Annotated in this window: 11 protein-coding genes and 2 pseudogenes; 9 read left to right on the forward strand and 4 right to left on the reverse strand. The window is 34.0% G+C overall.

Translation table 11 applies throughout. The features are described from left to right. The 5 genes and pseudogenes from ABH959_RS29175 to ABH959_RS29195 form a co-directional block, all read left to right on the forward strand. Window positions 1-95, forward strand: a 95-nt coding sequence (locus ABH959_RS29175; RefSeq protein ID WP_404493553.1) for a class III lanthipeptide, incomplete at its 5' end; no start/stop codon positions are given. A 192-nt stretch (window positions 96-287) separates the two neighbouring features. Then, window positions 288-1,121 (forward strand): class I SAM-dependent methyltransferase, encoded by an 834-nt coding sequence (locus ABH959_RS29180; RefSeq protein WP_404493542.1) that lies wholly within the window; start codon window positions 288-290, stop codon window positions 1,119-1,121. 294 nt (window positions 1,122-1,415) lie between these two features. After that, on the forward strand, window positions 1,416-3,197 hold the full coding sequence (locus tag ABH959_RS29185; protein ID WP_404493544.1) for an ABC transporter ATP-binding protein: 1,782 nt from the start codon (window positions 1,416-1,418) through the stop codon (window positions 3,195-3,197). Between the two features lie 487 nt (window positions 3,198-3,684). Next, on the forward strand, window positions 3,685-3,990 hold the full coding sequence (locus ABH959_RS29190; RefSeq protein WP_101168344.1) for a YfzA family protein: 306 nt from the start codon (window positions 3,685-3,687) through the stop codon (window positions 3,988-3,990). 15 nt (window positions 3,991-4,005) lie between these two features. Continuing rightward, window positions 4,006-4,419: pseudogene (locus tag ABH959_RS29195) on the forward strand (GntR family transcriptional regulator). Between the two features lie 52 nt (window positions 4,420-4,471). Here ABH959_RS29195 and entC read toward each other — a convergent pair. The 4 genes from entC to ABH959_RS29215 all read right to left on the reverse strand — a co-directional run bounded on the left by entC (window position 4,472) and on the right by ABH959_RS29215 (window position 9,424). Further along, window positions 4,472-5,857 carry a cell wall-binding protein EntC gene (entC, locus tag ABH959_RS29200; RefSeq protein ID WP_404493547.1) on the reverse strand — a complete coding sequence of 462 codons (1,386 nt, stop codon included), beginning with the start codon at window positions 5,855-5,857 and terminating at the stop codon, window positions 4,472-4,474. Between the two features lie 614 nt (window positions 5,858-6,471). Further along, complete coding sequence (locus tag ABH959_RS29205; RefSeq protein WP_002029935.1) at window positions 6,472-7,623, reverse strand: ABC transporter permease; 1,152 nt, start codon at window positions 7,621-7,623, stop codon at window positions 6,472-6,474. A gap of 26 nt (window positions 7,624-7,649) precedes the next feature. Next, window positions 7,650-8,324, reverse strand: coding sequence for an ABC transporter ATP-binding protein (locus tag ABH959_RS29210; RefSeq protein WP_016101751.1), 675 nt, complete (start codon window positions 8,322-8,324; stop codon window positions 7,650-7,652). Next, complete coding sequence (locus ABH959_RS29215) at window positions 8,321-9,424, reverse strand: efflux RND transporter periplasmic adaptor subunit (RefSeq protein ID WP_341086674.1); 1,104 nt, start codon at window positions 9,422-9,424, stop codon at window positions 8,321-8,323. Before ABH959_RS29215 ends, ABH959_RS29210 begins: the two co-directional genes overlap by 4 nt. A gap of 212 nt (window positions 9,425-9,636) precedes the next feature. Here ABH959_RS29215 and ABH959_RS29220 point away from each other — a divergent pair, with 212 nt between their 5' ends. The 4 genes and pseudogenes from ABH959_RS29220 to ABH959_RS29235 all read left to right on the forward strand — a co-directional run. Continuing rightward, on the forward strand, window positions 9,637-10,371 hold the full coding sequence (locus ABH959_RS29220) for a YwaF family protein (RefSeq protein ID WP_113936736.1): 735 nt from the start codon (window positions 9,637-9,639) through the stop codon (window positions 10,369-10,371). Window positions 10,372-10,461: 90 nt separating this feature from the next. Continuing rightward, on the forward strand, window positions 10,462-11,328 hold the full coding sequence (locus ABH959_RS29225; RefSeq protein WP_404493549.1) for an ABC transporter permease subunit: 867 nt from the start codon (window positions 10,462-10,464) through the stop codon (window positions 11,326-11,328). A gap of 1 nt (window position 11,329) precedes the next feature. After that, the gene (locus ABH959_RS29230; protein ID WP_404493551.1) at window positions 11,330-12,334 is read left to right on the forward strand and encodes an ABC transporter permease; all 1,005 of its coding nucleotides are present in this window, start codon (window positions 11,330-11,332) and stop codon (window positions 12,332-12,334) included. Between the two features lie 139 nt (window positions 12,335-12,473). Further along, a pseudogene (locus ABH959_RS29235) lies at window positions 12,474-13,331 on the forward strand (FtsX-like permease family protein); the annotation flags it as partial. Window positions 13,332-13,424 lie beyond the last annotated feature (93 nt).

Consider the following 13,424-nt stretch of genomic DNA (forward strand, 5'->3'; position numbering starts at 1 on the left):
CAGACGGAAAAGGTCAAGCGGCGGATGCGACGATCACTACGGTGACAGTAACATCAACTAGTATTTGGGCTTCAACAGTAAGTAATCATTGTTAAATGAGTATTCAGTTAATTACATATAATTCAACTGAGATGAAAAAGATGAATACAGTAATTGTTATTTGAGACTAACTCAAAATAACAATTACTAATTACCCCTTGTTTGCTTAGTTGACCCCCAGCTAAGCAAACAATGATTTCTTTTACTATACTTATAAACTATAAAAAAATCAATAGAAGGTGAACGAGATGGAAAAGTTATTAGAAATAGCAAAAAACCCTGAACCATTTGAGAAAGGAACGCAAGAAATTTGGCTTGATCCAGATAGAGCTGACCTTGTTTTGAAGTCTCATTTTGATGAGAATATTCCTGGTGGGAGTAGGGAGAGCAGTTTTATTGATGGAACTGTTGATTTTATTAATAAGATTGCACCAGTAGAGAAGTTTAAAAAGGTTATTGACTTAGGTTGTGGCCCAGGACTCTATTCTCAAAGGTTAGCAATACAAGGGTACGACGTTGTTGGTGTAGATTTTAATGAAAAATCAATTGAATATGCAATTAGTGATGCGAGAAAGAAGGGTTTAACAATAGATTATAGGATTGAAAATATTACTAACATTGAGAGTCAAAATGAGTTTGATCTTGCTCTACTTATTTATCAGATTTATAGTGTCTTTAGTCCAGAGGATAGGAGAAAAATTCTTAGCAATATCTATCGTGGTTTAAAACCTGGTGGGTTAGTTCTTTTAGATGTGTTATCAGATGCTGGTTATGAAAACTTCCAAGAGAATTTAATGTGGTCTCTATCTAGAAAAGATAATTTATTTTCGGATAGGAAACATTTAACTTTATACGCTGCATTTAAATACCCTAATAACGTTACTTTGGCAAAAAATGTTCTAGCTTTTGGTGATGGCGAGATAGTGAATTATAATTATTGGAATCAACATTTCAGTATTGAAAGTCTAGAAAAAGAAGTGAATGATGCTGGATTTACTCTTCAAAAGGTGTATGCAGATGTTAATGGGGGAGATTACGTAATCGATAGCGAGTCCTTTGCGGTAGTTTTAAAGAAGAAATGAAAAAAGTGAAAATTATCAGTTAATTATAAGGGTATAGAATATGTATTTTTCTCAACTAGAATTTTAAATAGGACTTTCGATATTACATTTATATCTAAAACGAGTGCATTTAATGGTTAAGAATCGTTAGAATCCAGTGTTAGCCATAATAGATGAATAATGAAATACTTATGCTAACACTGAATCCTAAAGTAAAAAGGTATTAGTATCCTATGAAAATATAAATTTTACATATGTATTATAAGTGTTTAATAAGCTGCATAAAAAAACTGTGAAGAAAAGGATAATTCAAATATGAAAACACTATCTGTTAAGCAATTCATAGATATTTTAAATAGATACAGACCTTCTAAGTGGCTACTCAGCATAGCGTTTATACTATCAATAATTCAAACTGGTTTATCACTTGTGGTTCCATTAATTTCTAAGGAACTTATTGATATATTAGTTGTTAATGAATTTAATGTGCTTATTATATTGGGCTTAATACTTGTTTTTATTTTACAAGTTTCACTTTCTGGTATTTCTCTTTATATGATGATGTATATTGGTGAAAAAATAATTGTACGTCTAAGAGAAGATTTGTGGAGCAGGATAGTAAGGTTTCCAGTAAAATTTTATGATGCAAATAATTCAGGTGAAATTATGAGTAGAATTACGAATGATACTAATGTAATGAAAAGTTTTTTCGTAGATCACTTGATTCCATTTTTTACTGGATTGATTACTATTGTAGGTTCTTTGATCATTCTTTTTCTTATAGATTGGACAATTGCGCTTATTTTTCTACTTGTTTTTCCCTTAGCATTTTTGGTTTTAAGCCCACTGGGTAAAAGGATGTATAGTGTTTCAAAAAATTTACAAAATGAAACTGCATCATTCCAAGGAGATCTTGGTAGAGTGTTAAGTGATATTCGTTTAGTAAAGCTTTCAGTTGCTGAAAATGAAGAAGCAGCTCAAGGTGGGAAACGTGCAAGAAGATTGTATAGGTATGGTTTAAAATCTGGAAAGATAATGGCGATGGTACTCCCTCTTATTACAACAACAATTCTTATGGTATTGGTTTGTATATTTGGTTATGGAGGCTATAAAGTTGCAATGGGTTCTTTGTCAACAGGAGAACTAGTAGCTATTGTGTTTTACCTATTTCAGATTATGGCTCCAGTAACATCAATGGCTCAATTTTTTACTCAATCTCAAAGAGCAATGGGAGCAACAGAACGTGTTAATTCATTATTAGAGGAGGAACTTGAAGGAGGTATTATAACAAACAAGGATAATGCAAATAAAGAAAATGAAGTTGGAATTACATTTTCTAATGTTGCGTTTTCATATAGTGATAAAAGAGAAATATTAAATAATGTTAGCTTTATAGCTAAAGGATGTCAAAAAACGGCAATTGTAGGCGAAAGTGGAGCAGGAAAAACGACTTTATTTTCTTTACTTGAAAGATTTTATAATGTTACAAATGGGGATATTCATCACAATGGGAAGTCCATATATTCCTATCAGCTCAATGAATGGAGAGAAAAAATTGCATATGTTAGTCAGGATTCACCTATTATGGAGGGGAGTATTAGGAGGAATTTAGTATATGGAGTAAAGAGGGATATAAGTGAGTTCAATATTTTTGATGCTCTAAAAAAGTCCAATCTAGATTCTTTTGTTTCATCACTACCTCAAGGCCTAGATACGGAAGTTGGTGAAAGAGGGATTCGTTTATCAGGTGGGCAAAAACAAAGAATTGCAATAGCTAGGGCTATTATACGAGATCCAGAAATTCTACTATTAGATGAAGCTACTGCTCATTTGGATGTTCAATCTGAGGCACTTGTTCAAGAATCCTTAAATAATTTAATGAAAGATAGAACTACAATAATTATTGCACATCGTCTTTCAACGGTTATGGACGCAGATTGCATCGTTGTTATACAAGATGGTAAAGTATCTGGTTATGGCCCGCATCATGAACTATATAAAACAAATCAGTTATATCAAAAATTAGTCGACCAACAAACAATTTCTAACAATTTCGATGTGACTGTGAAACAAAGTTTAACCGCTTTAAAAAATTGAACCATTTCACCCCGTTGAATAAGATTATCTACAGGGGTGTTTTTTCTGTCTAAAGTAACTAGAAAATATAAAATTAATAAATAGGTTAATGAAGCTGGTATGCAGTAAAAATAAAATTGTTTAATACCGTATATCAAATCTACAAAAGGATGAGGTCACGAATGATAAAATTGAAGTCATGCGTATTGGCACGAAGTATGAAAGATTAAATCATTCCAAAAATAACCTTTTTCCTCGTTAGAATAAAAAATGGGCAACCTACTGAAGGTACAGCTGAATAATTAATAGTTTGAACCCAACTTTTATATAGATGCTTTCATTTATCGTAAAATATGGGGTTGTTAGGTCTTTTGGTCAATTAAGGGTATTTTACAGTTTGTTATATGCTTATGGAATCCAAGGATAATAACCACTGTACTTCTACTATAAGAAAGTTTAAAGTTTGTAAATACTCAAAATGATGAAGCATGAGAGGAGACATGTTTAAATGGGAGGCACAAAAAAAACTCATAATATTAATTTAGCTAGACGCTGGATAATCACAATTGGTATATTTTTAAGTGTTCAATTGATATTTATAGCTGTTGATGGTACTTCCCTGGAGCCAAAGATGAACGATAGTGGGGACTTAATTCCTAGGATAGGTAGTTGGGTTTTGGAATCAAAGTTCTTTAATGAATGGATTGCCCCTTATTCTTACCCATTTTTTAATATGCTTATGACAATTCACGTTATTGCTATGTTCATACTAGCAGTACATGACATTATTTCATATAAACTTTTAAAAAAGTGAAGAAGAGTGAGTGGTATGAAAATAATTATTTCTAACAGTTCAAAGGTGTTGATTTATGAACAAATTACCAATCAAATTAAAGTATCTATTTTAGCAGGAGAACTTATAGGCGGGGAAAGGAATTCATTGCATGCGTAATCTCATAAAGAATTTACAAATTAGTTTTATAAAGACAAAACGTGCTTACGAGGAATTGAGAGAGGGCGGACTATATCTATTCCATTGTCGGAAAAGGAGCTATCGTTGCAGATTAAAATTTAGAAGTTATAAGAGAGAAGAAACTTTAAGATCATTAAGGGGAAGTTGATTGTAGTTATAGCAAATATTAGAGAAATTAGTCTATCACTTTATGAATTGAAAGGTATATTTAATGTAGATAGAATTCAAAAGGATAGATTTAATTTAGACGGGAGAGAAGCAAGCATGTAAGAAACATAAAAAAGAGCCAGCCTCAACGATGAGACTGACTCTTTTTTACTAACTAGTTTAATACTTTAACTGTAACTGTTTTACGTCCCCAGTTACTTGATGTACCTTTATCTGGCATTAAAACGTCAATTTTATTTCCTTTAATAGCTCCACCAGTATCACCAGCGATTGCTACTCCGTAACCTTCAACCCATACTTTTGAACCTAATGGAATTACACTTGGATCAACTGCAATTAGTTTCATGTTTGGATTAGCTGTTAAGTTATGGCCCATAGCTGATTTTACTTGATCTCCGGCTTTGTAACCATTTTCAAGTGGATCTGCTGTGTAAGCTGTTGCTACAACTCTTAATTCACGAGAAGAAGATGGTGCACTTGTTTCAGTTTCTTTCGCAACAGGTTGTTGTGTAGCTGGTTTTTGAGCTTTAGCTGCCTCTTGAGCCTTAGCTGCTTCACGAGCTTCAGCTGCCTCTTGAGCTTTAGCCGCCGCTTCACGAGCTTCAGCTGCTTCTTGAGCTTTAGCCGCTTCACGAGCTTTAGCTGCCTCTTGAGCCTTAGCTTCTGCTTGAGCTTCAGCTGCTTCTTGAGCTTTAGCTGCTTCACGAGCTTTAGCTGCTTCTTGAGCCTTAGCTTCTGCTTGAGCTTTAGCTGCTTCAGTTGCTTCTTGAGCTTTAGCTGCTTCACGAGCTTTAGCCGCTTCTTGAGCCTTAGCTTCTGCTTGAGCTTCAGCTGCTTCACGAGCTTTAGTTGCTTCTTGAGCCTTAGCTTTTGCTTGAGTTTCAGCTACTTCCCCGGCTTTAACTGCTTCACGAACTTTAGCTGTATCTTGAACGTTAGTTACTTTTTCAGCTTTAACTACTGGCTGAACTTTAACTGGTGCTTTTCCTGTTAAGTAAGGAATGTGTACATAAGCTGTTTGGCCGTTATATTCAAATTGGATCCAATCATTTTGTACTTGGTGTGTTGTTTCGATTACATCATCTTTTTTCAATTTACCAAGAATCGCTGAATCTGTATTCGCTCCAGCACGTACGTTTAATACGTTTGCTGTTACGTAGTAAGTATCTTTTGTGTAGTCAGCGCTTATGAAAGCCTCTTTACCACTATTTAATTTAACTTTTGACCAGCCATTTTCTGTATGTAAAACGTTAACTTTATATCCATCTAATAACTTTCCGACAACTTGTGATTCAGTAGTTGGGTTTTCTCGTACATTTAGTACATCAGTCGTTACGATTGTTTCTGCTTTAGCAGATGTTGTGAAAATCCCAAGACCAAAAACCGCTGCTGTTGCTATACCCATAAATTTTTTCATAATAGCCTCCATTGCATTTGTTTTCGTTGACCTCATTATAGCAACCATTATTTTCTTATTTGCGGAAAACACAAAACTACAAAGCATTCGTAACGAGGCATTAATATTCTGTAATAATTCCATTAATATCCTGATAGCGTTTTCTTTGCGTTTTTTAGGGGATTAGAACATAAGAATCATAAAATCAATACAATTTTAATTGCTAATAGATTAATAATATATCAGTAGTGTTGCATAAATGTTTCTGTAACATTACAAAAAAGGGATATTTAACTATTTGAATCGTAATGTAGTTATGAAAATATAATCTTCTTGTGTGTGAAGTCGTATATATAGGGGGGATTTTAATGAAATAGAGATATAATTGTTACAAAATAAATTGTAGTATGGAAAAAATTACGCCTTGAATTTGTGTTATTACATATTATTTTTGCAATAATAGGATTGCTTGATAGCTTTCGCGAGAAATGAAAGTTTAAATGATAAAAAGATATTCGTAACATGAAACATATATAATAGAAGAAACATGATTTAGAGGGACGATATCGTTATGAATTGGTTCACGAATTGCAGTAGAATTATCCCGCTATTTGTGGGCAGTAAAACCCCCACTGATTATAGTTTCACTTTATATAATAGAAGTTAGAGGTTCTTATTTTTGTCAAAACGTCGATGAAATTACATTTGCCTTCAACAAAATAAAAAACGTAGGAGTGTAAACTCCTACGTTTTTTTATTTACTCATATCGTAAACATTCAATTGGATCAAGTTTAGCAGCTTTGTTTGCTGGTAGTAAACCGAATGCAATACCGATTAGCATTGAGATACCTACTGAAAGAAGTCCAAGTTCTTTTGAGATAACGAGTGGCCATCCGGCAAAGATTGAGACGATCCAAGCGAAGAAAATACCAAGCATGAATCCGATGAAACCACCGAGTCCTGTTAAAATACAAGATTCAATTAAGAATTGTGTTAATACTTTACCGCGCGTTGCACCAAGTGCTTTACGAATACCGATCTCACGTGTACGTTCTGTTACAGATACAAGCATGATGTTCATTACACCGATACCACCAACAAGTAAGGAGATAGCGGCAATGCCACCGAATACCATTTTCATCATACCGATGGATTCGTCTAATTGCTTCGTAAATTCACCTAAGTCCTGTGCTTCGAATTTGTGCTCGAATTTAGGAGCTTTCATGTCGTTTAAAACAGAAACAGCTTGTTTTTCTACACTTTTACGTTCTGTTGGAGAGGTCATTGTTAATTTTACAGAGTCATACTCATTTACTCCTGAAATGACAGGCGCGTTTTCAAGAGATGTATAACCTTCAGGCATAGCCATTCCAAATTCGTTTTTCGTTTCGTATACACCGACTATTTTATATGGCTTTCCTTTTACATCTGTGTATAAATTTGATTCCCAACCACTAAATAATTTGTTGAAAGCTTCTTCATTTAATATAACAGCAGGAATTGCTTGGTTTAATTCGCTGTCGTTTAATTCACGACCGTGAACTAATTTTATTTTCGAATCTGTCATAAAGGCGCCTGTTCCACCTTTTAAATCAAGAGAGACATCTTTTGAACCAGAAGATGCTTTTACTTTCATACTTACATCTGGATAAACATCTTTAACGCCTGGTACAGTTTGAAGACGTTTTAGCATATCAGGTGTGATTTTGGCACTATCAGTTCCATAATCAGGGTTGTTGTAGTAAATCGTTACTTCAGTATCTTTTCCTTGGCCTAACTCTTTTTTAAACTTTGCATTTGTACCATCACCCATTGAAATGATAGTAATAATGGCGCTAATACCGATAATAATACCTAGCATTGTTAATATAGAACGCATTTTATGAGCAAAGATAGAGGAAAGGGCCATGCGTATATTTTCACTCGTGTTCAAAATTAACCTCTCCAATCTTGGACGATATTTCCGTCACGAATTACAATTTGACGTGCTGCCGCTTCCCCAATTTCACGATCGTGGGTAATCATAATGATTGTTGAGCCTTGTTTGTTTAATTCGTAAAAGAGATCCATAATTTGTGTACTTGTTTTCGTATCAAGTGCACCCGTCGGTTCATCTGCTAAGAGAAATTTCGGGTTATTTACGATTGCACGTGCGACTGCGACACGCTGCTTTTGTCCACCTGACAATTCATTTGGTAAGTGAGTAGCACGATCAGCTAAACTGACTTTTGTTAAAGCTGCTAATGAGCGCTCACGTCTTTCTTTTTTATCGACTCCAGCGTAAATAAGAGGTAGTTCTACATTTTGAAGTGCTGTAAGTCTCGGTAATAACATAAAGTTTTGGAATATGAATCCGATCTCTTTATTACGAACATGTGCAAGTTCTGTTTCAGACATGTCTGAAATGTTTTGACCAGCTAGTTCGTACGCACCTGTCGTTGGCTTATCTAAGCAACCGATAATGTTCATTAATGTTGATTTACCAGAACCAGATGGTCCCATAATAGAAGTGAATTCTCCTTGGTTTAGTGTTACATCAATTCCGTGTAATATTTGAACGGACTCTGCACCATTTTGGAAAGATTTCGTGATGCCTTTTAAGTTAATCATTGAGTGACAACCTCCATACCGTCTTTTAAGTCTTTTTCAGGTTTAGAGATAATTTCCTCTCCTTTTTTCACTCCAGAAACTTTTGCTTCGCTATCTGTCTCGAATTCAACAGTAACTGCTTGTTCTTTCGCTTTACCGTCTTTTACAACGAAGACAACATTTTTGTCACCTTTTTTCACAATGCTGCTTTTCGGAACAATCGTACCAGTTGCTTCGCCAGATTTACTCGTTACGTAAACATGGAAGCCGTTTTGTAATTCTTCACTATTATCTAATGTGACAGTGAATTGATAATTAGAAACAGTTTTGTTTTCGTCCATGCTCTTTAATGGTGTAGAACCGATTTCTGTTACTTTTCCTGTCCAAGTCTTACCAGCGACAGTTTTTGATGAAACAGTTACTTCTTGCCCAACTTTCATACTAGCAAGTTCATATTCAGAAAGTTGACCTTTTACTTTAAATTGACCAGCGTGACGAAGTGTAATGCCACTCATACCTGTTTTTTCATCAGCAGTTTTTACGATATCATCAATTACACCGTCGGTTGGACTCGTTACAGAAAGTGTGTTTACTTTCTCTTTTGCTGCTTTAATCATTTCATCAGCTTTTTCTACTTCAAACTTTTTCATTTCAAGTTGTGATTCTAATTGTTGCACTTCGACTTCCGATGCCTTTAATGCTTCCTGAGGAAGACCTGCATTTTTATCTTTTTGTAATTTTTGTTTCGCTGCATCAATTTGTTTTTGGAACAATGTTACTTCTTTTTGTGCGATTTTCTTTTGCATTTCAGCTTCTGTTACACCTTGTTTAGCAGTAGGGTCATTATATTTAAACAGAAGCTGACCTTTTTTCACTTCATCACCTTTTTTAACAGCTAATTCATACGTACCTTTTGTTGGATCGAATGAAATTGTTTCAATACCATTTGGAATAACTTCGCCGCCAAATTTTTGTGCATTTTCAATTTGTTTTTCCGTAATTTTATAACCGCTATATGCCATTGCTACTTCTGAACCACCGCCAGCAAATGCAAAATATGATCCAGCTGCAATTCCGATCGCTACTACACTAGTAATTAACACTTTATTTTTCTTCTTCATCTATTTATCACCTTTTCGTTCGTTTTAGTATCTACATTAAGTATAGAAGAGGTGAAGAATCTGACAAATCGTTTTAGCTTACAATAACCTTACAGTTTTGTAAGGTATCGATATGTAAATGTAATGTAGAGGTTGTACATGGTTTAAGCAGATGAATTGACTCGTTGTTTCTTTCTAACAATAATATTGTATGAAGGAGAGGAGGAAGGAAGATGGAAGCTTATTTTAGTGCGCATCCATTAAAACCATTTATTCCGTACTCGAGGCAACATGTCATTATATTATTTATTATGTTGGTGGGGATATTTTTTCTGTATCAATACCAAGATTTATTGCGTCAAAGTGAGTGGAATATAACGGTTCGATATGCGATTGCATTTCTATTTATAGGAAGTGAGATTGGACTTCATATGTGGGAATGGAAAGCCGGTATTTTTGAGCTAGGCACTTCATTACCATTTGAGTTATGTACGATTAGTTTATTGTTAGCATCGATTATGATTGTAACGAAAAGCTATCGAATATATGAGATTGTGTTTTTTACAGGAATTATCGGTGCATCGCAAGCTATTTTAACGCCGAACGTGCAATATGCTTTTCCGCATTTTCGCTTTATAGAATTCTTCGTTGCACATGTATTACTCATTTGGGCACCGCTCTTTATGACGTGGGTAGAAGGATATAGACCTACCTTGCAATCAATTAAGCGTACGATGATATTTTTAAACATAATAATTCCAATCGTTTCTTTTGTGAACTACAAAACAGGTGGCAATTATATGTTTTTAGCTCGTAAGCCAGAAACTGCTTCATTACTCGATATGTTAGGGCCACACCCTTACTATATTATTTCATTAGAAATAGCTGCACTTATTGGATGTTTTATTTTGTATATGCCGTTTGCGAAAAGAGAAGGGCATGCGCATAAAGAATCACTAGAATCATAACCTAGTGATTTTTTTATGTATAAATATTTACAATTCAGAAAATTAAGAATAAAATTAAAGGGGAAATTATATAGAGAGAGAAGGGAAAACGTGGTCAAAAAAGTTTTTCTGAATGGGATGGAAGTGACGGTTCAATTTATTATTTCGATTTTGGGTATTATTTTTTTAGGGGCACTGCCAAAATTATTTTATGGATTTGAGTTGCATGCATCAAAGTACATACAGAGTTTAAAAGAAGTGTTTGTGAACTTAATGGATATCTCCAATTTTCAATATGTGAGAGGTAAATTTTTATTTCCGCAGTTGTTCGTCCATTATAAAGAAACGATTGTGATTTTTTTGGCGGCTTTTTTCATTTCATTATTTGTAGCATTTTGTATTGTTTATGTCATTATGAATAGTTCACCGCGTATACAGCATCGCATTAAATCATTTCTCATCTTCCTAGAATCTATTCCAGACATTCTACTTATTTTAGGATCACAAATTTTAGTTATATGGTTTTTTAAAAGAACAGGCTTTTTACCTTTTCAAATTGCGTCAATTGGAGGCGAGTCGATTAGAGGATTGCCGATATTTTGTTTGAGTATACCGACTACGATTCTGTTCGTAAAAATGTTAGTGCTTCGTTTTGAAAATGAGCTAGAAAAAGATTATGTACTATTTGCTAAGGCGAAAGGGCTGAATCGTTTTCATATTTTAAATCGTCATGTTTTACGAAATGTGTTGCTTAGTACACTTTACTTTGCGAAAACGAATATCTTTTTTATGTTATCTAATTTATATATTATAGAATGGATTTTTAATACGGGTGGTATTTTTATGTTTTTGAAATCGTATGAGAGTATTAGGGTTGAGGTTTTCATCGTTAGTGTGCTGCTTATTTATATTCCGATTTTTATTTTGTTTAAATTGTTTCATTATCTCATTCCAGCTGCGATGAAGGAGAGACTATAATATGTGGACGTATATAAAACGCGATAAAAGATTTTGGATAAGCATTGGGTTTCTTCTCATATTAGTTCTTTTGAGCATCGGAAATACGATATGGAATGATGGACATATTAGACAAGTTACATTGCAATATGATGCGGATGAAAATCCACAAGTGCCACCGTTTTCACCTTCATTACAATTTTTACTTGGGACAGACCGGAAAGGATACGACCTGTTACATTTAGTCATTGAAGGCGCGAAGTGGACGATTGGTATATCTATTTTAATTGCGGCACTTAGAATGGTGATAGGTGTGTTTTTTGGTGTTGTGCTTGGAACATATGTAAAAAGAGGGTTTTCAAAAATCGAGGCTTTTTTTGATAGTTTTACAGTTATTCCAACAGTTATGATTGCGTATTTTTTTCTTCACATTGCAAATGCATTTGGGAGTGGGGAGGAAACAACAACCTTTTTTGAAAGAGCTTCGTTTCAAGTTTTATTACTTGTAATGCTTGTGATGCCAGTTATTGCACTGTATGTTGCGAAGGAAGTACGTAAATTGAGAACCGAAGAATTTATTGAAGCTGCGTGCATATTGGGTGGATCGAGAAGGCACATTGTTATAAAGCATATTTTCCCGCATCTCTATATGACGTTTATACTTGTATTTTTTCAGCAGTTTACGCAAACTCTTACTATTTTACTGCACTTAGGATTACTGGAAATATTCTTTGGTGGAACAGTTCAGTTTTTAGGACCGATAGAAGAAATAGAGTCTTACACGCATGAATGGTCAGGTTTAATTGGAGTCTATTTTAGATCATTAACAGTGCATCCATGGATCCCTCTCGTCCCAATTACATTTTTCGGGCTTACTATTTTTTCAGGAAATATGATTGTAAAAAGTATAGAAGAGGCGATGACAAAAGTTCGATTAGGGGGAGAGATAAAGAAGACGGATGTAGAAGAGGAACAGCCTGCTGTGCAGTCAAAAGAAGAGCTATTTACTTTTAAACATATGATGTGAAGAACCTAGGAAACTAGGTTCTTTTATTTTGTTATATTACAATATCGTAAGAGAGATGTAATGAAAATCGATAGGGGAGAAATACAATTTTGTGTACACTTCATGTATAGAGAAATGTGAGAGCAGGTGAAGGTGTACGATGGATTTTTTAGAAGTATCAAAACGTAGTATAAAACGAAATATGAAAGATTATTTTCTATACTTTATTTCATTAGTAGGCAGCATTATTATTTATTTTACATTCGTATCGATTAAACGAAATGAAAGTGTAGTAGCTCTTTTAAAAGAGTCGGATAAAGTGGAAACGACATTTACGTTTGCACAAATATTGTTGATTATCTTTTTAACGATATTTGTTTTTTATTGTAATAGCTTCTTTTTGAGAAAGAAGAAAAAAGAAATTGCGCTATATAGTTTATTAGGTATCCGTAAAGAAGAAATTGCGAAGTTACTCTTTTATGAAACGTTATTAGTTGGTGCTGCGGCAAGTGTATTAGGTATTATTTCTGGTTTATTTATAGCGAATATATGTGCAGGGCTTCTTGTGAAGTTAATGGGAAGTGCGTTTACGTTCACATTTACGATTTCATTTTTATCTATAGTAGAAGTCCTTATAACGATAGGTGCGATTTTCTTTATTGCATCATGGAAAAGTAAAAAGTTAATTTATGAGCATCGTTTAGTTGAATTACTATATGGTGAAAATCAGAAAGAAGAGGCACCTACGTATTCAAGTAAGAAGGCAAAACGAGCGATTGTTTTATTAATGACAGGTTATATAATTGCGTTACTCACACAAGTTTTTGGGTTTGGAGCAATTTTTATTACAGGTCTACTTATTTTTGGGTGTATTGTAAAAGGTACGTTTTTACTATTTGAGCAATATACAGTGAAATCACTCCATAAAATAAAGGGAGATAAAACGAAATATTGGAATGGAACGAACATTTTATCCATTTCTTCATTGTTCTTTAGAATAAAAGGGAACGTAAAGATTAAAATGTACCCTATAGAATAGACACTGAAAAAAAAGTCTATTCTATAGGGTATTTCTTGTATAATGAGAGAAAATTGGGATCGGAGAAAGTTC

The sequence above is a fragment of the Bacillus sp. RC51 genome (assembly GCF_044908115.1).
In the GTDB taxonomy this organism is placed as follows: Bacteria; Bacillota; Bacilli; order Bacillales; family Bacillaceae_G; genus Bacillus_A; species Bacillus_A mycoides.